The sequence below is a fragment of the Actinomycetota bacterium genome, from assembly GCA_035640355.1.
Lineage (GTDB): Bacteria > Actinomycetota > UBA4738 > UBA4738 > HRBIN12 > CALGFI01.
This window is the reverse complement of the sequence record DASQWI010000014.1, coordinates 69076-91512: the sequence shown is the minus strand read 5'-3', so window position 1 is coordinate 91512 and position 22437 is coordinate 69076. Positions and strand designations below refer to the sequence as shown.

Sequence of the window (22437 nt, the reverse complement as noted above, 5' to 3'; positions counted from 1 at the left end):
TGGCGCGGGTCAGCGACCTCGGATGTGAACATGCCACGACGGCACCGACTCCTCGTTGCCGGGCCGTGGGCTGTTCGCTGGGTACGCTGCGGTCCGTGAAGGTCCTCATCGGCGCGTATGCATGCGTGCCAAACACGGGGTCGGAGGGCGGCGTAGGCTGGAATTGGACAGTCCAGGCCGCACGCCACGGACACGATGTGCACGTCATCACGCGCTCGAACAACCGGACCGTCATCGAGGAGGAGCTGCGCATCCGGCCGATCGAGCGCTTGACGTTTCACTATTACGACCTGCCGAGGCCTCTGCCAGCGTGGAAGAAGCGGGGCGGGTACTACGCGCTCCTGGGCTACTACTATTTCTGGCAGTTGGGCGTCTCAGCCGTAGCTCGCCGACTCGACCGCGAACACCAATTCGATTTAACACATCACGTCACATTCGTCAACGACTGGATGCCCGCGGGCGTCGGCTGGACCGGCTCTCCGTTCCTCTGGGGACCTGTCGGGGGCAGTACGAACGTCATACCAAGAGAACTGCACGAGTTCATCCCGCGCGAGGCTCGAAGGTATGAATCCATCCGACGAACGATGCAGGTGCTTCTGCGTTCGGGCGATCCGTTCGTCGCGCTGACGCGCCGGCGAGCCAAGGTGATCCTGACGTTCACCGCCGAGGCCGTTCGCGGCATTCCTGCTCCCTATCGCCGTAAAGCGCGGCCTGTCGTCCACATCGGTGTCTCGTCACGCGAGCTCGACGCGCCGACGACGGAGCCCGGGAGCAACGAAGTGTTCACCATCGTGTCCGGGAGTCGGCTCGTGCATTGGAAGGGGTTCGACCTGCTGATCGAGGGCTTCGCGCGGTTCCGCCGTACCGATGGTGCGGCGGCTGCACGGTTGCTGATCACGGGCGAGGGCCCATTCCGTTCACACCTCGAGGGCTTGATCAGATCGTTGCAGGTCGGAGATTTCGTCCAATTGCTCGGGCATCTCCCCAGCCGTTCCGATGTCTACCGGGTCGTGGCAAGTGCCGACGTCTATGCGCTGCCGACGCTCCGGGATGGACCGCCGGTGGCGATCCTGGAAGCGATGCACGCAGGCAGACCCATCCTCTGCCTCGACCGCGGTGCGACGTCAGAGATGGTCCCCGAGCACGCCGGCGTCAAGATTCCCGTCCGTGATCGCGAACAGGTCGTCTCCGCGATAGCGGATGCGCTCGCGTGGGCCTCGACCCATCCCCACGAGCTCCGTACGATGGGAATCGCTGCGCGGGAACACGTGCAGCAGCGACACGACTGGAAAATGATCGGCGAGTCGATCGACGCGCTGTATCGTGAGATCGCCACGCGTGACGATCCTCGGCCAAGACTCCTCCGATAAATACTCGGCCGCCGCAGAACTCGTCCGCGACGACCGCGGCGCCCCGCTTCCGAGCGACCGCAATAAGCGTCGGCTCGGCGTCAATTGGCGGCCGCGTTGAGTGCTTTGCGCCGGAGAAGACCTCGGTGGCCAGCCCGATCAGAGCTTCACGTTCATCCGCCCGCTGGGCTGGTTCCAAGCGTCACCCATGTCTCCGGAGGCGCCGGTAGACGAGCGTCGCCGAGGGCCACCATCGATAATCCACGATCCGCCTCTTCACGAACTCCTTACTGGCGACGAACAAGCGAACGAAGCCGGCCCTCACCCGAGTCCTAATGCTCGATCGCGGTGCCGACCGTCCGTAAGCAAGCCTCTCCAGGAGATCCCCGGCGATGGCTTCGAAGATCTCGAGGTCGCGCGCTTTCATCTGATCCCGCCAGTTCCGCAACCCCTTCGTCGGCGGCTTGTGCAGGGAGGCATGGAAGCCGATCCCTTGCCTTGTGGCGCCGAGGACCTCCAGGGGCCGTTCGAAGTACCGGAGCATGCTGGCATGAAAGTCCAACTCGATGTACGCGCACAAGGAGTGAAGCACGGCGTCGGGTCTCTCGACCAGCTGCTCGTACCTGACCTCCCGATACCGTTCTGGCCCGAGGATTCGTCCGTCGGACTGTCCCCGCTCGATCATTGTCTTCCACTTGATCGCCACCTCGGCGGCGCTTGCGATGAACCCTTCGTTATGGATGTGGGAAAGCGCTACGTCTCGGCCGTCACGGATGATGTGGATGAACCGAGCTTCCGGAAAGAGGCTGGACAGGCGGGGCATGACCATCACGGCTTGGGGCGTCTTGTCACCGTACCGCGTCTTGCCCTCCTTGCGCGCCGCATGGAGAAAGAGTGCCCGCATCGCGTCAGAGAGTGATCGTGGGGCTGCCGCTCGCAACGCCATACGAACTTCCTCCTCGGATATTCCCCATGAGCGGAAGACTCGGTCGGCGTACAGGGCAGAGACGAACGCATCCACATCTAGGCCATTTGCCTGCTCATATAGTTCGGGCTCGACGCTCAGCTTCAGGCGGAAGTTCGCCTCTTCGGGAATGGCCAGGTCGGGATGAGATGCAAGCATTGCCCTCAATAGGGTAGTGCCAGAACGATCCACCCCGACGATGTAAGGGAACGGGACATCCGTCATGTGACACTCCCATTCGGGCGCCGAATCAATTCGTTCGCTTTCGGGGCCAGGATGCACGGCCCACAACGTTGCAACGCATATGCGTGAGCCGCATTCGGCAGTCGACGGCCAATCCTGACCACACACCTCACGACATCGTTGAGCCTGAGGACCGCTCCACGCGGAGCGCGCTTTCGGAGCGACCGCCAGGTCGTACGCTCACGGCGCATTCGAAGCAGAGAGCACAGACGCGTATGCATCCTCGAGTCGTTCCAGGTGCACGCGTGTCGAGTAGGCTTCCTTGCAGAGCTGCCAGGCTTTCTGTCCGGATGCAGCAGCCAGATCTGGTTCATCAATCAACCGCCTGATCGTTACTGCAAGCGCGCGATGATCTCCCGGCGGAGTAGCGAAGCCCGCTCCATCGCGGACGAGCTCGTTCAGCGCGCCGAGCGCACTTGCGATAATGGTGCGGCCGTGCGCCATCGCTTCGAGAGGGGCGAGGGGACCGACTTCTTCGGAGATCGACGGCATCACGAGATAACGGGATCCGGCCAGCATTCGATGCACGTCATAGCTATTCACCTTGCCCTCAAATGCTGTCCGCGTCAGACGCAACTCTCGCGCGAGACGCTCCAGGGGACGGCGCAGCGGCCCGTCGCCGACGATCCGGAACGGTGGGTCGCCTGCATGCGCCAGCGCGCGAAGCAGCACGTCCACTCCCTTCTCGGCGGCAAGTCGTCCGACGTATACACCGAACGTTCCTGGCGCTGACACGACCTGCTCCGGGTCGACCGGATTAGGAACCGCTCTTGTGCGCTCGCTGCGAAAGCCCCAGCGGATCAGTCGGTCACGCATGAAGAGACTTGGCGCGATGAAGAGAGAAACCGTCTCATGCAGTCGCACCGCGAAGCGATGGATCCATAGCGCGGTGGCGTACGTGGACGATTGCCGAATGTCGGAAAAGCATCGGTGGAGCACGGCAGAGGCGTACAGTCCATGTTCGCATCGACGGCAGATAGCCCCTTCCGTGAACATCAGCCCGTTGGGGCATCGAAGCCTGTGGTTGTGCACGGTCATAACTAGCGGGGTCCCGAGTTGTCGAGCAGCCAATTGCACAGCAGGCCCCAACGCCGGATACGCATTGTGCAGGTGGACGATGTCTGGGCGGAAGTCAGCGATCACGCGTTCCGCGCGCTGTTTCATCACCCGCGAATAGACCATCTTCACGGCAGTTCGGACATCTGGAGCCAGTTCGTCATTGTGCTGGGCGAGCAACCTCACCTCGTGACGACCACGAAGGAGATCGATCTGGCGCATGACATATCGGTCTTCGCCGCCGGAATGGCGATAGAACGCGTGGGCGACCAGGATCCTCATGCGTGCCCTTGAGTCTCGGCCACACGGGATGGAAGCGGCAACCCCCGGCCGTGTTGTTCGTCCGCCATTGGTTGAACGTGTGGGCCGAAGTCGCGGAATCGTTACATTGGCCTGGTCGTTCGACGGATGACGAAAGGGCCGGGATACGCATACTTTGTGGGTTCCCGATCGGCGCGTCAGCCCATAGGAAGGATCGAGCAGCTTGGCCTCTCCCACCGAGACGACTGCGTCGGACACGTCCGTTCACTCGGATCGAGAAGGGCCCGAAGGTGGTCGCGGAGCCACGATCCGGATCGAGGCGCCCAAAGGAGCCTGGGCCTCCCTGAGGCTCAGAGAGCTCTGGGAGTACCGCGAGCTGCTGTACTTCTTCGTCTGGCGCGACGTGAAGGTGCGCTACAAGCAGACGATCTTCGGGGGGCTCTGGGCGGTCATAAGACCGTTCTTCACGATGGTGATCTTTAGCATCTTCTTCGGCCGCCTGGCCGGCGTCCCGTCAGACGGGCTTCCCTACCCGGTGTTCAGCTTCGCGGCGTTGGTTCCGTGGCAGTTCTTCGAACAGGGCATTATTCAGTCCGCGGACAGTCTCGTGGCCAACGCACGCTTGGTTACGAAGGTGTACTTCCCACGTTTGACCATGCCGATCGCTGCAGTCCTCTCCGGTCTGGTGGATTTCGCTGTGGCGTTCGCGATCCTTCTCGTCATCATGGCCTCCTATGGGATCACACCTCCCATCCAGGCCTTGACGTTGCCGTTGTTCTTGCTTCTCGCGTGCGTAACCGCGCTCGCCGTCGGTCTTTGGCTCGCCGGTCTCAATGCGAAGTTCCGGGATGTCCGATATACGGTTCAGTTCCTGACGCAAGCGTGGTTGTTCCTGACGCCCGTCGCCTATCCATCGAGCTTGCTTGACGAACCTTGGCGCACGATCTATGCCCTAAATCCGATGGTAGGCGTCGTCGAAGGCTTTCGCTGGGCGCTCCTCGGGTCCGGCGACGCGCCGTCGCAACTGATCCTCGTTTCATCGCTCGTCACCGTCTCCCTACTCATCAGCGGAGCGTTCTATTTCCGGCGTTTGGAGAGAACCTTTGCCGACATCGTATGAATGAACCGGGTTGCCATGAGCAATAGCCGGGGCGATATCGCCGTGCAAGCGGTCGGGCTAGGCAAGCGTTATCGGCGTGTGTTGGCCGGACGGAACCGCTCCTATCAAACGCTTCGAGAGACGCTCGCCGGAGCCGCCACGGCGCCTCTCCGGCGGTTACGAAGGGCTCGCTCGGATAAGATCGGCGCACCGGATGCACCCGAGCACTTCTGGGCATTACGCAACGTCTCTCTCGAGATTTCGCACGGCGAAGCGGTCGGGATCATCGGACGAAACGGCGCAGGTAAGACCACCCTCCTGAAGATTCTCTCAAGAGTCACGGAACCGACAGAGGGATGGGCCGAACTCCACGGCCGTGTCGGCTCGTTGCTCGAGGTCGGTACGGGGTTCCACCCGGAACTGTCGGGACGCGAGAACGTGTTCCTGAACGGGGCCATCCTCGGGATGACGAAGAAGGAGATCGCATCGAAGTTCGACGAGATCGTGGCGTTCGCCGAAGTGGAGGACTTCATCGAGACGCAGGTGAAGCACTACTCGAGCGGCATGTACATGAGGCTCGCATTTTCCGTGGCGGCATATCTTGAGCCCGAGATCCTACTCATCGACGAGGTCCTCGCGGTGGGCGACGTGTCCTTTCAAGCGAAGAGTCTGGGAAAGATGAGCGAAGTTGCGCGTGGGGGACGCACGGTTCTGTTCGTCAGTCACAACATGGCTGCTATCAACGCGCTATGCGATAAGGCCATCTGGATCGAGAAGGGCCACATCGCGCAGATCGGGCCATCGGCCGAAGTGACCGAGGCCTGCACACGCTTCCAGAAGCAAGCCAGCGCCAATGAGGAACGAATTGGTTATGGTGTTGACACGGCCAAGCTGAATCATCTTCAGCGGGGATTCACGCTGACAGACTGCCGAATTCAGAACCCCGCGAACCGCGGAATCGGGAGCAGGACAGGCGACCCATTAGATGTGATCCTTCATTATCGAACGGAGAGTCATTTCCTATCCCCTGCATTCGTCGTGAAGATCAAGGATATGTACGGGCAGGAGCTCATCCGGCTGGCCAGCAGCCCCATGGGTGGGTTCCACATCGACGCCTTGCATCGTCGTGGGCTGGTTCAGCTGAGCATCCAGCGTCTGCCGCTCGTGGCGGGACATTACGTGCTCGACGTCGAATTCGTCCGTCCTGGTTACGAGACCATCGCGCGGTTTGACGCTGTCGCCGAGTTCGATGTCGAACTGTTCGACTATTACGGCCATGGCGTCGCCTTGGACCGCTCCAAAGGTGTACTCGTCGTCGATCATTCATGGAGCCATGAGCCGCTGGATTCCGGCGTCGACGCCCCCAGAGCCGCGTCGCTGACGCACGAACGGTCGGCAGTCCACGACGCCTAAGGATCTCGCACGTTGACACCAAGCGAGCATCTCGGCGACGACCTGATCTTCCTGGTCTCCCAACCTCGATCTGGCTCAACGTTGCTCCAGCGGATGCTAGCCGGCCATCCTCGCATCGAAACGTCTCCAGAACCCTGGCTCATGCTGCATCTGCTCTATGCGAATCGGTCGGATGGACTGGCCGCGGAGTACGACGCCGGAACCGCGCATCTAGCGCTAAAGAGCTTCCTTGCTAGCCTCCCAGCGAAAGGCGATCACTTCGTTCACTCTATCCGCCTGAGTGCGGGCAATCTCTATTCGCAGGCGCTCAAGGAGTCGGATGGGGATATCTTCCTTGACAAGACGCCTCGCTATTACCACATCGTGGATGAACTCCGTGAGGTGTTTCCCCGCGCGCGCATGATCTTTCTATTTCGAAATCCAGTTGCCGTCTTCTCATCCATCCTTCACACACACGGTGCCGGCGATTGGACGAACCTCCGGCGGATGGACCGAATGCACGACCTCGTGACGGCGCCTCAGAAGATGATCCGAGCAATCGATCGCCTGGGTGACTGGCGAACGGCTGTGATCCGTTACGAAGACCTCGTCGACGACCCCGACGGCACACTGGAGGCTCTATTCGGTCGGTTGGAGCTGGATTACGTCCCGAACTTGAAGGAGTACATGGCTTCGGAGGCCTCACTCGGCGACGCGACCGCAGCCCAGCACCGGCTTCCCGTCACCAATTACCTTGACCGTTGGAAACGCGACCTGGACACGCCTGCGAAACGTGATGTCGCGGCGTCGTATCTTGAAGAGCTCGGGCCGGCCCTGATCCGCGGGCTCGGCTACGACCCTGATCGGCTGAGGAGTGGGCTCCCCCGCGCCCGCCCGGCATCGTCTAGGTGGGAAGCTCTGACAACGCGCGACGACGTGCTCCCTTGGTGGCATAGGGTACGGCTCGGGCTCGCGCATTCCACGCACCAGCGAGGCGTAGCGAGGACGATCCTCCGGTTGCTGTTCATCGCGGTTCGTGGGCACGGGAGAAGATCCGGAGACCTTCGAGATCATATCGAGACCAGGCCGGTGTAACGATGAGCCGATCCGGCAGCGCTGCCCTCCCACGTTTCATCAACCTCGATGCAACACGCATCATGGAGGCGCTGGCCTACGCGGCTGTCGCCGGGTGGGTCGCGGTGCTCGTTGTTGCTCACTCGACGGGGCGGCTCGCAACCGCGCCGGCGATCCTTCTCCTGGCATTTCCTATCGTTGCCTTCGGCGTTCTCCTCAGGCCGGCCTGGGTCGTTCTGTTCATCGCTGCGACACCCGTGGCGCAGGTTCAGGGAGCGCCAACACGAGCCCTTGCGCTTCTGATGCTTTTTACGCTCATTGGCCAACTGATCATGCGAGGCAGCATATCGGTGGGATGGCGGTCGGGATTCACCGGTCTTACCTTGCTGTTCATCTCCGCGCTACTCATCCGTGCTGACCTCACTGGGATCGAGGCTTTGGTAGCCAGAGGATTCCTGAACGGATTGGCGTTCCAGATCTTGCTTGGGCTCGTAACCTACAACGCGGTTCGGATGGGAGACCTGCGCGGCACAACGCTGATCAACGCGCTTCTAATCGGCCTGGTGATCAGCGTTGCCTTTGAGTTCACGTTCTTCTCGTCCGGATTGGCGTTGATCGGCGCGCTGCCGATCGGTAGAACCGCCTCTTACTTGGCCGCGGTCGGCCTTACGATTTGCTTCGCTCGGCTCATCGCTCGAGACGCAAGCGGTTCCTTGTATCACCCGATGGTACACGCCGTACTGGCAGCCGGCTTCTTCCTGGCGCTATTCCCTGGCCTCCAGAGAGGCGCCTGGATAAGTGGCGTGATCGCAATCGTATATATCTCCTTGCGTGCCCGCAGAGCGCGGTACCTATTCCTTGCGGTACTCGGCATGGCTTTGATCCTTGCTGTGCCATTGGCCCGTGAACGGGTCGTTCCCGGGAACACATTCGAGGGAGCGGGAGGGTACACAACGGGCCGCTTCGATCTCTGGGAGATTCTGTGGGTGGAGATCGAGTCTGGCCTACCCCTCGGGAACGGTTTCGGTCACACGTTTACATTGGATTCTGAGGACTTGTTCGGTGAAGGGAATACGAGCTTCGCCGCCGAGGGCAACACATTCGTTTATCCACATAACGACATTCTCTTCTGGATGATGGAGCTCGGCTTCATCGGGTTGGTAGGGATCGTCACGTTCTGGGGTCAACTGCTCGCGGCGCTCCGCTCGGTCTTGCGGTACCGAATCCTCGAACGTCAGCACGCATTGGCTCTGTCCGGTGTGGTCATCACGGCCTTGATAGCAGAGCTGGTCGGAAGCACTTTCTTCTTCCCAACCCTCGCGATTGCCCTGTCGATCTCCAGCGGATTCATCTTCGGCATCCGGGACGCGGTGAGGCGTGATCCCAACGTAGCTAAATCTGCACACTAACGTATGCGCCTGGCGCGTCCTCACCGCGGTGCCGAGTTCCCAATCTCAAGCTTTGTGATCTCACGATGCCATGTTGCTTACGCTCCCTAACGTCCATCGCTAGGTGTGCATACGAAGCAACGATAGTAGCTGTTCCATCGGAACGATCCCTGCTGAATCCGCATCCGGGTATGAGTCGATGTATCTGTAATCAGCATTCATCATCCGACTCAGTCTCGCGTAGCAGTCATTGAAATAGGTTGCCGGAAAGATCTCCACGACACGCCGAAGTCGGTCACCCCATACGATGTTGGCGAGCCCTGCCCCGTGCGGCGCAACCACTAGCTCGACGGACGCGAAGAGCTGCATCTGATCCCTCAGAGACAGATCCTGTGGGTAGACGACGGCAATCCCTTGTTCGTGCATCGCCTCTTCGATGTCATTCTCGTTGGCCAACGCACGTGCTCCATCCCTGCGACGAGATACGTACACTCGTCTGGGTCCTTCTGCGTTCCGGCGGTCTTCGGAGAAGAACTCACGGATTCGTTCGATTTCGGTCCTCTTGATGAATCCGGGTAATGGCTCCCGCGCCGCAACGATGCACTCTTCGACGCGACAGACGCCACCTGCAAAGATGACGCGGCCGGGTGCGACTCTCTCAGCCCCCTCGATCGCGTACCTAGGCGACCCCGGGGACAGCAAGACTGAGCTCTTCGGGCTGACGCCGAGGCTGAACAGAGCCGACGGTACGATTTCGAGCAACCAATGGTAGTAAGGCATTCGTGGGAACGGGATGACGCTTCCGCTCAATGAGTCTGCGTGCATCAAGAGTTCAGCTCGAACATCACCCCAACCGAGCATTCGGATAAGGGATCCATAGCTCTCTGCGAGTACAGGACCACGGGGAAGCCACACAAGCCCACTATTGGGGCTAACCATAACGTCGCGGAGCCGGTACGCATGACGCTCATCGAACGCTTTCGTTCGCCGGAAATACGGAGGGAAACTCGACGGGAAGTCGTAGTATTCGATCGTTGCCGGCGTGCGCGTCCACGTCTGAACAACGTGGTGAGCGACGCGCGGCTCGCTGAGCCGCTCCACGACGGAGCGCACCCAGCCGGGTCCAGGGATGGCCGCACCGATGGGGCCGATAAGCAGTCGCTGGATCCTGCGCAAGGCTCGAACACGAAACCTCACCGCTCTCGAGGAGATACCGCTCATTCGTCCTCCCGCTCTAGAGCACGTCTCGAGACGTTCTGCGATGCTTGACCGGATCGAAGGTGGCGACCGATCCGACAATAGGGGATGGAGTGCGCATAAGCTGCATAGTGACGTGCTACAACCAGGAAGCGACGGTTGGCGAGGCGATCCGTAGCCTTCTGGGGCAAGCGCGCCGACCGGACGAGATCGTTGTTGCCGACGATGGGTCGACGGACGGCTCTCGTCAGCTGATCGAGTCAATGGCGAACGAGCATCCCATCATCACTCCGGTGTTCCGGGAAAGGAATCTTGGCGTCACGATCAACAGAGACCTCGCCGTCAGGCAGACCGATGCCGACTTCGTGACTGCGTTGGATGGTGATGACTACCATCTTCCAGGCAAGCTCGCCGGCGAGAGCGCAGCAATAACGAGGACGTCGGCGCCGATCGCGTTTTCAGACCAACGTCTCATCCACGTGGAGACCGGACAGACCGACTTCGAACATCTTGGGTCCTTCGCGACGTTCTCGAAGAAGGAACGCGTTCGCTGGATGCTCGCCGCCAGAACCCACGTCCCCCGAGATGTGCTCGTCGCAAAGGATCTGCACATAAAGATGGGGGGCTACCGACGGCAGGGTGAGCCATACGAGGATTGGGACTACAAGATCCGCCTTGCCGCGATCGCGGACCAGTGGGCGTATTCCGGCGTGGAGGGAGTCGTGCATCGCCTTCATGCAGGAGGGCTGTCGCAGATTTCGTTCATCCGCCACGCGGTCAAGAGGATCACCGTCATCCGCGACAACCGGGATCTGATTCAGCACGAGGCCGGGCCTGGCTTCTACTACGGAATGATCTTGTTCACACTCGCCTGGGCTGCGAAGTGGCAAACGAGATCTCTCACCTGGCGCGCTCAGCAGCAAATTCATCGGTTTCGACCGCAGACGGATGGGCAGTCGAAGGACGCTACGATGTGATGTCGTTCTCCTTAGCGTACAAGTGCGTCAAGAGTTTTCGCTCAAACTCCTCGGCGTCGAGGATCTGCTGCGAACGTCGGTGGCGCAAGAACCGCCCAGGCAGCAGGAGCTGGAGCGTGCCCCCGCCACGCACCTCGACCCCCAAGTTGTGTAGGAGACGAATGAACCGCTGCCACCGCCGAGGCGATCCATGTCTCCCCTCCCTTCTGAATGCGAATTGATTCCGTCTCCATCGGATCGAGTTCCGAACCCTAACGGCCACTCGACTTCGAGGCCTGTGGACGTGTGGATCGACCGATGCCCGGATGCGGGTAAGCTCCTCCTGCAACTCCTCCTCGAAGCGAATCGATAGCGCACCTGGGTGGAGCACCATCAGCGCTAGAACGTCATCAACCCGGCAGAATCGCAATCCCGCGACAACCGCTCTCGTCCAATAGTCAACATCCCCGAGAAGGCGAAGGCCCGCATCGAAGCCTCCGACCGAATCCATTGCGGTTCGCGTCCAGAAGACGGTCGGTTGCGCCAGGATGCCATGGTGGATGTAGTGGCGAGCGTCGAACTCGGGATAGAACTGCAGCTGGAATGTCCGGCGGGCGCCGCCTCGCCTTAGGATGGCGACATCGCCGTACACGAAGTCACATCCTTTCCGTAATTCTCCAACCGCCACTTCAACCGACCATGGGAAATATAGGTCGTCACTGTTGATATAGGCGATGATGTCGCCTCTCGCCATTCGAAGGCCCCTCCCGAGCGCTTCGTACATCCCGGAGTCTGGTTCGCTGATCCAGCGGACATGAGGCGCCGACTCCGCGAAGCGTTCGATGACTTGTACGGTTCCGTCCGTCGACCCACCGTCCATCAGCAGATGTTCAATCGGCCGATACGTCTGCGCTGCAACGGATATGAGTGTGTCCTTGATCGTATCTACTCGATTCAGGACGGGCGTGATGATGCTGACAAGTGGATGGTGAGCGGGTTTCCGGGAGCGGTCCGTCATGTTCCGAAGCGTATCGAAGGAAGTACCGTCGCGCCGTTGGCTGTTATCGCCGCGAGCTGTGGCACGTTCCGTACGTCTCACGGCGCCGGCGTGGCCCGTCCACGAATGAGTCCATCGACGATAATCCCAAGATATGGGATCCACTCGATCGCCTGGGCACACGCAAGGGCCGGCAAGGAGCCATCTAGCAGCGATGACCCTAAGTGCCGTGGCTGTTGTGGCCGCGATGTTTCTCCAGTCGGACGACTTCGCCGACGCTCAAATTGGCCTCAAGACGATCTACGTTGATCGGCAAGATGCATATGCCGCGGACGACAACCCAGGAACTGCGTCCTTGCCGTTGCTCACGCTGAGTCGCGCCATCGCACTCGCTTCGGAGGCCAACGCCAACACGATTCCCGTGCGGATCATTGTCGGGCCGGGCGTCTACCGAGAGTCGCTTCGGATCGCTTCGGACGAGGAAACGACTCCCGCTCCGATCAGCATCGAAGGAGCCGAGGACGGTGTACTGGTCTCGGGAGCGGATGTGTGGGACGGATGGACGCACGTGGGTGACGGCGTCTACTCGCATCCATGGCCGTACGACTGGGGTCTAGCGGCGATGCCGCAGGAGTGGCCCGAACGAGTGCGAAGCTATCTCGAAGCCAATCCAATCATCCGGCGGAACGAGATGGTCTTCGTCGATGGTGCGCCGCTGCGCCAAGTTCTTTCGCGGTCCGAATTGGAAAATGCGGACGGACGCTTCCTCGTTTCCGAAGAAACGGATGAGATCTTCTTGCATCTAGCGCCCACCACCGACCTCACCGAAAGCATTGTGGAGGTTTCGACACGACCGTCGTTGATGTTCATCGCCTCACGGGAGAACATCACGCTTCGAAACATCCAGTTCGTTCGCGCGGCCAACGCTGCGGGAGCCGCGGGCGCCGTAGCCATTACCAACTCTCGGAACGTGGAGGTCATCGATTGCGTCTTCGACTGGAACAACGGCTCTGGGTTGAGCCTCCACCCCGGTGAGGAGATCACCGTACGAGGAATACAGGCGAACCACAACGGCGTCGGCGGCTTCACTGGCTTCGGCGTCCGCAAGCTTCGCGTGTACGACAGTGAGGCGTCGTTCAATGGGTGGCGTGCCTCGAGCGGATGGGACATCAGCGATCACAGCTCGGTCCTCGATATGAACTTCATCGACTTCGCAGCGGGCCAGAAATTCTTCCGCCTGCGGGATGCCTCGTTTGTCCGCTTTCGAGCCGTGAACAACCTTACGGGAGGTCTCTGGCTCGATTACGACAACGAAGGCGTTTCACTCGAGGGTTTGACTCTCAACGGAAATCTCACGCATGGGTTGTTCGTAGAGGCGAGCCAGGGCCCGATCTCGCTCGAAGTGAGTCAGGTCTGCCGCAATGAAACCGGCATCCTCGTAGGTAATGCATCCGAAGTCACGGTCCTCGAGAACGTCATCGCGATGAACGCTCTGGCTCAGATTTTCGTTGCGGGCGAGGGCGAACGTGTGGTCGGTGTCCACGATACCGGACAGGCGGTCTCAGTAGGCACCAGGGATTGGCGAATAGAGGACAACCGGATCGACGTCATCGACGGGAGCGTCGCGGTCGGAACACATCTCAACCAGGATGATTGGCAGTGGTTCATCTCGTCGTCGACGTCAGAAGCGAACCGGTACTCCAGTCCCATGACAGATGAGATCTTCCAGCTTCCCGGCGGACGCACGATAACACTCGGTCAGTGGAGATCCGAAACCGGCCAAGACTTTGAATCCAGCTTCGTCGGAAACAATCCCGCGTGTCCGATGCCGGCGGGACGCGTTGGTCCGGATAGATCTCGGCGATGGAGCTTGTTGATCGCATTGCTGTTGGCGACGTTCACCATCGTCACGGCGCTGGTCATATGGCGCTTCCGTCCACGGGGCGCCAGTGGGGACGAGCGCTGAAAGATGACGACCGAATCGGGTTAATACGAGTAGTACGAATGACCGGTTGAGTCGCTCGGTCCATTGAACACGCCGCCGATGATCCGCGCTCCCACGCGGTCGAGATGCTGTCTCGCCGCCGTCACGGTCTGACGATTGTCGGCCTTCGGTCCGATGACGACGAGCACGTACTTGGTCTCCGCAGCGACGACCAGCGCGTCGGTTAACGGGAGCACGGGGGGAAGGTCGATGAGCACAATGTCCGACTCCCGCTCCAGCTCATCGATGACCTTCGACATCATCTGAGACGCGATGAGCTCGGTAGCATCCTCCGGGACGCGGCCGCTCGGCAGTAGGCGGATGTTCGCTCCACCGGCGTCGAAGGCTCGACCCGGTAACAGCACCGTTTGCAGTGTCTCGTCGAGCGTCGCTCTGCCGGCCAGGACCTCGATCAGACCGGGCTCCCCCTCGCGCTTGAAGAACTCGTGGAGGCGCGGACGTCGGAGATCGGCAGAAACGAGCGTGACGCTCTTCCCGGCGCGTGCCAGCACTACGGCGAGGTTCGCGGTAGTCGTCGACTTCCCTTCACCTGCATACGCACTCGTTACCGCGATGGTGTTCACGCCCATGGCCTCGGCCGCGGAGAGAACGTTCGTACGAAGGACGCGATAGGCCTCGGCGGCGGGAGATCGCCACTGGACCGCGGTGACGAGGAACGCTTCTCGGCGGCGGCGCCATGCCGACACGCGTGGGATGCTCGCAAGGATCGGTGCCTCCAGGTATGCCTCCGCCTCCTCCGTGGAACGGAGTCGCTCGGACAAGCGGTCCCGGAGGAACGCAAGCACGACGCCGAGGGCGAGACCGGCGACCAACCCGAACCCCCCGTTGATGACGTGGTTCGGGCTTACCGGTTCCGTCGGGAACGGCGCGGGTTGGATGATGCGGCCCGGGGTCACTTCGTCCGGAAGGCTCAAGAGCCTGAGCTGTAGAGGTGTGATTTGCGCGCTCAGCGTGTTCGCCTGAACCTCGAGGACACTACGGTTGGGATTGGTTTCCGATAGTTCTTCGAGCCGACGATTGACCTCGTTGAGCTCGGTGACGAGTTCCGAGATCTGGTCCTGGATGTTCTCCGCGGCCGCAAGAATCGTTTCCGTGGCCGTTTCCGTTCGGAACTGCAGGTAGGCTTCGGCGAAGGCGTCCGCTTGGCGCTGTGCCACGGCAGGATCTGGGTTGCTGTATCCAATCTCGATGATCTCGGTATCCGTCGGTTGCTCCACCGAAAGGCTCCCGAGGAGAGATCGCGGCGGAGCGTCGATTCCAAGTTCCTCCGCGACGATCTCGGCGACGGCAACGGACTGGATCAACTCCGCCTCGGTGGCGAGGTTCAGTTGTTGGATCGGGACATTGTCCACGTCGGTAACGGGGACGACGAGTACCCTTGTCTCCGAGGCATAGACGGGCGCCTGCCGGCTCGATACGAACAGCGCGATGCCTACCAATGCCAGTGTCACCGCGATGATCGACCACTTCCGCCGCCAGACGACTACGAGTGCGCCACGGAGGTCCTGCCCAGCGTCCGGCGGGGCCGCTCGCACCGAACGAACCGGGGGCTCGGGGTCTCCCTGCCGTCCCAGCTCCCCGCGTCTAGGTAGATCGGCCATCTCCGCTCCTCGCGTCGGCACGCATTGGGCCCTACGGTAACCGAGCGGCCTCGAAGTGACGTCTGGCGAAGGGCCATTCTCCCCACATCGGCCGGAGTAGACTGTGCTGTCGAGCGTCTGACCATTGTCCGGCCGAGCGGAGCGTTCGTGTCCCGAGTAACCAGTTTTGGAAGGCCTCTGCCCTCTCAGCCATGGAGACGAGCATGGCGCTCCCGGGGCGGACAGACAGGCTTCGAGGCTTTCCCCGCGCGCGCGGCGGCCTTTACTGCCCTGGCAGCGCTCGTTCTGGGCAACGCACTGATCGTCTATCAGCTGACGACCCACGAAACTGATCCATCATCTGGCGAGCTCCGCCAGATCCGAAACGAGAATCTGGGTGGATCGCTCTCGGAAATCGACGAAGTGCTCCAAGATATCCGGGCATCCATCGACGCTCGCATCGAGAAACTTGAACCGATCCGAATCGAGCGCTCGACCCACCAGGAACGACATCGCGACACCGCAGATCAGGCCAGACGGACTAGAAAGACCTCTGTCTCGTCCGATCCTGCCGATTCCGGATCAGCCCCGTCCGGCGCGTCGCCAACCACGTCTGCCTCGACCTCCGACTCGACGGGATCGACCCCGGATGGAGCAACCTCCGGTGGTGCGAGCTCGAGCAACTCGGGCGGTGGCTCCCAGAACGAGACCACCGGCAGCAGTACGGGTGGTGGCAGCGGCGCTGACGTCGGGAGCGATTCAGGTACCGGTAGTAGCGGTGCCGGCGGCGGGGGCGGCACCGGTAGTGGCAGCGGGACTACAGGTGGCGGAACCAGCGGTGGGTCCAGTGGCGGGGGTTCAGGCGGCGGTTAACCGCATCAACGAGACCTGACGCTCCGATACCACGCGACGGTCTTGCTCAATCCCTCCTCGAACTCGACGCCAGCCGTCCATCCCAGGAGTTCCTTCGCCCTCGATCCATCCACTGCTCGTCGTGGCTGACCGTCGGGCTTACTCGCGTCCCATACGAATCGACCGGTGAACCCTGTGATTCGACCTATGAGCTCCGCCAGGTCTTTGATAGCGATCTCGGACGCTGCTCCGAGATTTACGGGCTCGGGCTCGTTCAGATGCTCGAGCGCGAGCACGACGCCCTCTGCGGCGTCGTCCACATAGAGAAACTCGCGGGTGGGCGCGCCGGTTCCCCACAAGCTAACTTCAGCACTGCCGGCGTCCTGCGCGTCGAGGCACTTCCTGATGATCGCCGGGATTACGTGGCTCGTGTCGTAGTCGAAATTGTCGCCTGGACCGTAAAGGTTGGTCGGGATAACGAACGCGGACTCGAACCCATACTCCTGTCGATACGCCTGCGACTGCACCAACAGCATCTTCTTCGCGAGGCCGTACGGTGCGTTCGTCTCCTCCGGATAGCCGTTCCATAGATCGTCCTCGCGGAACGGCACCTCCGTGAACTTCGGGTAGGAGCACACCGTTCCTACCGTGACGAGCCTCTGGATGCCCGCTTGCCACGCCTCATGGATGAGATGTATGCCCATCGCCGCGTTCGCGAAGAAGAAGCGACCAGGATGTTCCCGGTTGGCACCGATCCCGCCAACAACTGCGGCGGCGTGAATCACGAGATCCGCTCGAGACGCCGAGAGAGCGGCTCGGACCCGCTCTGGGTCGGTTAGATCGTAGTCCGCCGATCGCACGACGACCGGCGTGGCTCCCTTCGCCTCGAGCGCCGAGACGATCCTACGACCGAGGAACCCATTTCCCCCGGTCACCATCACTCGGGCGTCGGCAAGATCCATCGTTGCGTACTCCAGTCGACGGGTGGCGTGCCTTCTGACAGGCGCCTATGAGACGGTTCCCGCCAAGGGTATCGTCCTACAACACGACGCGGCACCCGCTTCGCCCGACACGGCTGATTCTTCGAACTGGGCATCCAGGACTAGTCCGAGCGGGCCGATATCGGCCCGTATGAGCGAGCGAATGACGCGCTTGCCGTCTGGACGACGGCGGGCTACCCTGCCCCACTTCTTCCCACGTCCTGGCAGGGGGTGGATCTCAATGTCGCTTTCTAATGAGAGGATGCCGCGCGTTCGTCGCACGGTCCACATCGCATCCGTTCTCGGTATCGCCATCATCTTCATATGCTCTGCGGCGCCGGTAACTGCCGGCACGCCTCAAGGGACTCGCTGTCGCGGCGTGGGCGTCTCTCCCAGGGACAATATCCAGGCGCTAATCAACGATCGTCCGCAGCGGACGACGTTCTGCTTCGCCAACGGCACGTACACGCTGTCCGAGACAATCTGGACGGGCCGGAAATTCCCGACGCTCGATCTACGATCCGGAGCGGTCGTCGACGGACAGAGCGGCGGTTTCACGGGGATCAGCGGCCTCGATGCGCCTGCCGGGCGGCGAGGAACCGTAATCCTGGGCGGGACGTTCCAACACTTCGGGAACGCGAACGGCCCCTCGTGGGTCGCACCGGTAATCCTGCGAGGTGGGTGGGTCGTGACGGGGTCCGAGTTCCGCGAGAACTTCAATTCCGGTCTGGCGGTGCTTGGCGATGATGCGCGTGTAACGAACGTGCATACGCATCACAACGGTCGGTACGGCCTCACTGTTGGGGGACAGAGCGGTGTTGTCGTCGAGAATAGTGAGATCGCGTACAACAACACGCGGCAACTCGATCCCGGATACGACGCCGGGGGGACGAAGTTCGCGGCGGGGACGAGCGGCACGGTCGTGCGGCGCAACAAGATTCACCACAACTACGGATCGGGTGTTTGGTTCGACAGCCAGCACAGGAACGCTCGGATCTATCGCAACAAGATCTACGAGAACTACCGGTGGGGAATCTTCTGGGAGGCGAGCTACGGGGGGGCAAAGATCCATCACAACTCGCTATCCGGAAACGGCGTCGGCGACGGCTCGTCGAATCCCTACAACGGGCAGATCGTCGTGGCCGACTCCGACGGCGGCACGAGCGGCATCGAGATCTTCGACAACGACATCATCGGAAGCGCAAGCCCGATCACGCTGATCGATGGCAGCGACCGCTCCGGCGCCACGCGATCAGTGTCTGTGCGCGACAACGTGATGACGTTGCAGGTGGACGCAAGTCTGGTGGGCGGCTTCGGCGTTGACCTGTTCAGCTTCGGCGCCAAGAACCGCTTCGAGCGGAACACGTATCGCGTGCGCGACCGCGACGCCCCCCACTGGGCTTGGAACAGCCAGACGCTCACGTGGCAAGAGTGGAAGGCCGCCGGGCACGACCGAACGGGACATCTACGCGTGATCGGCTAGACACAAAGCTTCCTGCCTCGCGCCCGTCCTACGCGGTTTCCTGTCGGGTAACAACCTCCCTGGGATCGAACGTCGAGGGAGGAGTGGAGCGTGGCAGGGAGCTTCCCTTCTACCGGCCAAACCCAACCGCGGAGCGCGAACCGCAGCCAGGGGCCCTTGATGGCGTCCATAGCCGCCTCGGGTGCACAATCCGCTGTCGGTTATCTGGTCTAGGGCAACCTCCGTACGGTACCGTCGTTGTCCCTGACAACAAAGCCGCGAGGAGGGCCCGGGGGTGGCACGGCTTCCCCTCAACCCAGCCAGCCGATACGAGAGCTCACGGCAGCTCGGGCGGCGTCGCTGGCTTTCGTGCGCGCTGGTCGTGGCGCTTCCGACGCTTGCCGTCGTCGTAGTGCCGGGGACGAGTGCTCTGGCGGCGACCCCGGAGAAGCTCGTCGGCCGCCCGGGAGCCGGAGAGTTCCAGCCGGTCCGCGGCGACAACTTCATAGCGTGGCAACAGAACACGCGCCGGAACCCGAACGACTACGACGTATACGCCCGGGAGCTGGGTGGAGGCGGCATCTTTCGCGTCAACCCGCGCAGAGCGAACGCGGCGAACGGTGACATCGACGGAGACCTCCTCGTCTACCAGCAGTTCCGAGCCGGCGACTCAAAGCTGAAGCTCTTCGACCTCGTCGACCGATCTCATGGCAATCTGCCGCCGAAGGCGAACAGCCCCAACTGGGAGTACTGGCCCAGCCACTCAGACGACTTCGTGCTGTTCGGTCGCCTGTTCGACAGCGGCGTGCGCACGATCATGCTGTTGGACCTGTCCACGAAGACGATTCAGCGACTGGACCGTAGTCGCGTCGGCGGCGGCTTCGTTGATCTGGCGCCGGGTGAGGTAAACGGCGAATGGGCCGTGTGGCACAAATGCTCCTCCCGGAAGGAGTGCGACGTCATCCGGTACCACATCCCCGATGGGGAGAAGACGAGGATGCCCAATCGCGGCGGCCGACAGTACTCGCCGGCCGTCTCGTCCACGGGCACCGTATTCTTCGCCCGATCGAGAGGCGGCTGCGGTAGCGGTGTCCGGCTCGTCAGCCGGTCGGTGGACGGGGTCTCCGCCGTGGTGACGAGCCTCCCCTCGGGCGACGACGTTTCGGCGATGGATGCGTACACCGACCCGCAGGGAACTACGACACTGCTGTTCGATGAATTCGACTGCGCGCGAGCTGCCGTGTCCGACGCATGGCAGATCGAAGAAGACCTGACGCCCACCCTGACCGTGAAGGTACAGGGCGACGGAAACGTGACGAGCAGCCCCGCCGGCATCAACTGCGGCTCCGACTGCACCGAGACGTATGAGTTCGGCACCGGCGTGACGCTTACTGCCCAAGCAACCGCCGGCGCGACGTTCGCCGGCTGGAGTGGTGCATGCACCGGGAGCACGTCGACATGCACCCTGCAGATGAACGGCCCCCGGTCCGTCACGGCGACGTTCTCGAACAAGCCCGTGTTAACCGTTACAAAGGCCGGAACGGGCAACGGCATGGTGACGAGTAGCCCCGCCGGTATCAACTGCGGTAACGACTGCATCGAGCCGTACAACGAGGGAACGAGCGTGACGCTGACGGCGAATGATGCTGGAGGTTCGACCTTCGCCGGATGGGGCGGCGCATGCAGCGGAACCGCTCAGTGCACCGTAACCATGAACGTCTCCAAGGAGGTCATTGCGACGTTCACCGCCAACCCCGTCACGTTGACGGTGTCTTTGTCTGGAGACGGTTCCGGGACTGTCACGAGCAGTCCCGCCGGTATAAGCTGCGGCTCCGACTGCGATGAGACGTACGAATTCGGCACCGTCATCGATCTCACAGCAGCCGCAGATCCGGGTTCCACGTTCGACGGTTGGGGGGGAGCGTGCTCCGGAACAGCTAGTTGTTCCGTTACGATGGACGCAGACAAGTCTGTATCCGCATCGTTCGTCCACACCTAATTTCGGTGCGATCTGCGCCGATGATGAAATTCGTGATGACCAGCGATGCAGAGGGTGCTTGAGATGAAGACGGCATTGATCACGGGCGTGAACGGGCAGGACGGCTCATACCTCGCCGAGTTCCTACTGGCCAAGGGCTACGAGGTTCACGGCCTCATCCGCCGGTCCTCGTCGTTCAACACGCAGCGGGTGGAGCAGATCTACCACGACCCTCACGAGTCCGGGGTTCGTTTCCGGATGCACTACGGCGATCTGTCGGATTCGGGCTCGTTGATCAACCTGATCCGCCAGCTGGAGCCGAACGAGATCTACCACCTCGGCGCGCAGAGCCACGTAAAGGTGAGCTTCGAGGTCCCCGAGTACACGGCGGACTCGACCGGCATGGGAACGATCCGCATGCTCGAAGCGATCCGGGCCTCAGGCGTGAGCACGCGGTTCTATCAGGCATCGTCATCGGAGATGTACGGAGCGGCGCAACCACCACAGAACGAAGAGACGCCGTTCCACCCACGCAGCCCGTACGGCGTCTCGAAGGTGTTCGCCTTCTGGTCCGCGGTGAACTACCGCGAGGCCTACGGGACCTTCGCTTCGAACGGCATCCTGTTCAATCACGAGTCGATCCGTCGCGGCGAGACGTTCGTGACGCGGAAGATCTCTCGAGCCGTTGCGCGGATCAAGGCGGGGATGCAGGACAAGCTGTACCTGGGGAACCTCGACGCGTCGCGCGACTGGGGATACGCCCCTGAGTACGTCGAGGCGATGTGGATGATCCTCCAGCAGGACGAGCCCGAGGACTTCGTGATCGCGACGGGCGAGGCTCATACCGTCCGGGAGTTCGTCGAGCTGGCCTTCGATCGCGTCGGGCTCGACTGGCAGCGCCACGTCGAGATCGACCCGGCTTACTTCCGGCCGGCGGAGGTCGAATCGTTGTGCGGCGATCCGGCGAAGGCTAGAGAGAAGCTCGGCTGGAAGGCGAAGACGAGCTTCGAGGAGCTCGTCGCGCTCATGGTCGACGGCGACGTCGCGCTCCTCGAGGATGAGCTCGCCGGGCGCACCGTGCGGGTCGACAGGGACCGCTGAGGCGTCCGTAGCCCACCCAGGGGTCCCATGATCGCCCGCGTGTGGTTTGCGGCGCGAGTGGGAAAGACGGTCTCATCGACCAGTACCAAGACTTCGCGGCCGCAGCGGGAAGTGTGCTGCGGCAGATCCGGACGGGACGATCGCTCTCCCTCCGCCAGGTGACCGTCCGCTCGGGCGGCCGGTTCAAGCCTTCCTCCATCGCGTCGTACGAACGCGGAGAGCGCCAGATCTCTCTTGAACGGCTATTCGCGCTGGCCGACGTCTACGGCGTGGCTGCGGAGCGGATCGTCGCCGCGATCGCGCACCGCCTCGAAGCGCAACCGGGCGAGGGCCGCGCCGCCAACGGCAGTGGCCGCGACGTAGTCGTCTTCGATCAGTTCGGCCGCGAACCCCTCCGTCGCCGGTAACCGCGCCCCGCGTTTTGTCGCCGCGCCGAGAAATCCTTTGACGTTGACGTTTCCCTTCGCGGGAATCGACCTCTAGACTCGCGATGCGCTCCGGCC

General features: G+C 61.9%; 18 protein-coding genes. 11 read left to right on the top strand and 7 right to left on the bottom strand.

The features are described from left to right. Positions 1 to 95: 95 nt before the first annotated feature. Positions 96 to 1370 carry a glycosyltransferase family 4 protein gene (locus VFA08_07915; protein HYZ13515.1) on the top strand — a complete coding sequence of 425 codons (1275 nt, stop codon included), beginning with the start codon at positions 96 to 98 and terminating at the stop codon, positions 1368 to 1370. A gap of 181 nt (positions 1371 to 1551) precedes the next feature. On the opposite strand, the gene VFA08_07910 is transcribed toward VFA08_07915, so the two are convergent. Both VFA08_07910 and VFA08_07905 read right to left on the bottom strand, forming a co-directional pair. Then, positions 1552 to 2538 carry a sulfotransferase gene (locus VFA08_07910; protein ID HYZ13514.1) on the bottom strand — a complete coding sequence of 329 codons (987 nt, stop codon included), beginning with the start codon at positions 2536 to 2538 and terminating at the stop codon, positions 1552 to 1554. A gap of 198 nt (positions 2539 to 2736) precedes the next feature. Further along, a complete protein-coding gene (locus tag VFA08_07905) occupies positions 2737 to 3894 on the bottom strand; it encodes a glycosyltransferase family 4 protein (GenBank protein ID HYZ13513.1) in 1158 nt (385 codons plus the stop codon). Positions 3895 to 4096: 202 nt separating this feature from the next. On the opposite strand from VFA08_07905, the gene VFA08_07900 reads away from it, so the two are divergent. The 4 genes from VFA08_07900 to VFA08_07885 all read left to right on the top strand — a co-directional run bounded on the left by VFA08_07900 (position 4097) and on the right by VFA08_07885 (position 8847). After that, the gene (locus tag VFA08_07900; GenBank protein HYZ13512.1) at positions 4097 to 4993 is read left to right on the top strand and encodes an ABC transporter permease; all 897 of its coding nucleotides are present in this window, start codon (positions 4097 to 4099) and stop codon (positions 4991 to 4993) included. Between the two features lie 15 nt (positions 4994 to 5008). After that, positions 5009 to 6385 carry an ABC transporter ATP-binding protein gene (locus VFA08_07895; GenBank protein HYZ13511.1) on the top strand — a complete coding sequence of 459 codons (1377 nt, stop codon included), beginning with the start codon at positions 5009 to 5011 and terminating at the stop codon, positions 6383 to 6385. 12 nt (positions 6386 to 6397) lie between these two features. After that, the gene (locus tag VFA08_07890) at positions 6398 to 7459 is read left to right on the top strand and encodes a sulfotransferase (GenBank protein HYZ13510.1); all 1062 of its coding nucleotides are present in this window, start codon (positions 6398 to 6400) and stop codon (positions 7457 to 7459) included. Positions 7460 to 7521: 62 nt separating this feature from the next. Then, on the top strand, positions 7522 to 8847 hold the full coding sequence (locus tag VFA08_07885; GenBank protein HYZ13509.1) for an O-antigen ligase family protein: 1326 nt from the start codon (positions 7522 to 7524) through the stop codon (positions 8845 to 8847). A gap of 99 nt (positions 8848 to 8946) precedes the next feature. Here VFA08_07885 and VFA08_07880 read toward each other — a convergent pair whose 3' ends face one another. Beyond that, positions 8947 to 9939, bottom strand: coding sequence for a glycosyltransferase family 61 protein (locus VFA08_07880; protein HYZ13508.1), 993 nt, complete (start codon positions 9937 to 9939; stop codon positions 8947 to 8949). Between the two features lie 197 nt (positions 9940 to 10136). Here VFA08_07880 and VFA08_07875 point away from each other — a divergent pair, with 197 nt between their 5' ends. Next, positions 10137 to 11000 (top strand): glycosyltransferase, encoded by an 864-nt coding sequence (locus VFA08_07875; GenBank protein ID HYZ13507.1) that lies wholly within the window; start codon positions 10137 to 10139, stop codon positions 10998 to 11000. Here VFA08_07875 and VFA08_07870 read toward each other — a convergent pair. Beyond that, entirely contained in the window at positions 10990 to 11997 is a 1008-nt protein-coding gene (locus VFA08_07870; protein HYZ13506.1) for a glycosyltransferase family 2 protein, read from the bottom strand. The genes VFA08_07875 and VFA08_07870 overlap by 11 nt on opposite strands. Before the next feature lie 547 nt (positions 11998 to 12544). On the opposite strand from VFA08_07870, the gene VFA08_07865 reads away from it, so the two are divergent. Further along, entirely contained in the window at positions 12545 to 13942 is a 1398-nt protein-coding gene (locus VFA08_07865; GenBank protein ID HYZ13505.1) for a right-handed parallel beta-helix repeat-containing protein, read from the top strand. Between the two features lie 20 nt (positions 13943 to 13962). Here VFA08_07865 and VFA08_07860 read toward each other — a convergent pair whose 3' ends face one another. The 3 genes from VFA08_07860 to VFA08_07850 all read right to left on the bottom strand — a co-directional run bounded on the left by VFA08_07860 (position 13963) and on the right by VFA08_07850 (position 17375). Then, positions 13963 to 15582: a polysaccharide biosynthesis tyrosine autokinase gene (locus VFA08_07860; GenBank protein ID HYZ13504.1), complete on the bottom strand. Its 1620-nt coding sequence runs from the start codon at positions 15580 to 15582 to the stop codon at positions 13963 to 13965. Between the two features lie 336 nt (positions 15583 to 15918). Further along, on the bottom strand, positions 15919 to 16074 hold the full coding sequence (locus VFA08_07855; protein HYZ13503.1) for a hypothetical protein: 156 nt from the start codon (positions 16072 to 16074) through the stop codon (positions 15919 to 15921). Positions 16075 to 16439: 365 nt separating this feature from the next. Next, positions 16440 to 17375 (bottom strand): GDP-L-fucose synthase, encoded by a 936-nt coding sequence (locus VFA08_07850; GenBank protein ID HYZ13502.1) that lies wholly within the window; start codon positions 17373 to 17375, stop codon positions 16440 to 16442. Between the two features lie 397 nt (positions 17376 to 17772). Here VFA08_07850 and VFA08_07845 point away from each other — a divergent pair, with 397 nt between their 5' ends. From VFA08_07845 to VFA08_07830, 4 genes are all read left to right on the top strand, one after another. Then, positions 17773 to 18876, top strand: a complete 1104-nt coding sequence (locus VFA08_07845) for a right-handed parallel beta-helix repeat-containing protein (GenBank protein HYZ13501.1) — start codon at positions 17773 to 17775, stop codon at positions 18874 to 18876. Positions 18877 to 19150: 274 nt separating this feature from the next. Continuing rightward, positions 19151 to 20854 carry a hypothetical protein gene (locus VFA08_07840; protein HYZ13500.1) on the top strand — a complete coding sequence of 568 codons (1704 nt, stop codon included), beginning with the start codon at positions 19151 to 19153 and terminating at the stop codon, positions 20852 to 20854. A gap of 63 nt (positions 20855 to 20917) precedes the next feature. Continuing rightward, the gene (gmd, locus tag VFA08_07835; GenBank protein ID HYZ13499.1) at positions 20918 to 21934 is read left to right on the top strand and encodes a GDP-mannose 4,6-dehydratase; all 1017 of its coding nucleotides are present in this window, start codon (positions 20918 to 20920) and stop codon (positions 21932 to 21934) included. 41 nt (positions 21935 to 21975) lie between these two features. Next, complete coding sequence (locus VFA08_07830) at positions 21976 to 22341, top strand: helix-turn-helix transcriptional regulator (GenBank protein ID HYZ13498.1); 366 nt, start codon at positions 21976 to 21978, stop codon at positions 22339 to 22341. Positions 22342 to 22437 lie beyond the last annotated feature (96 nt).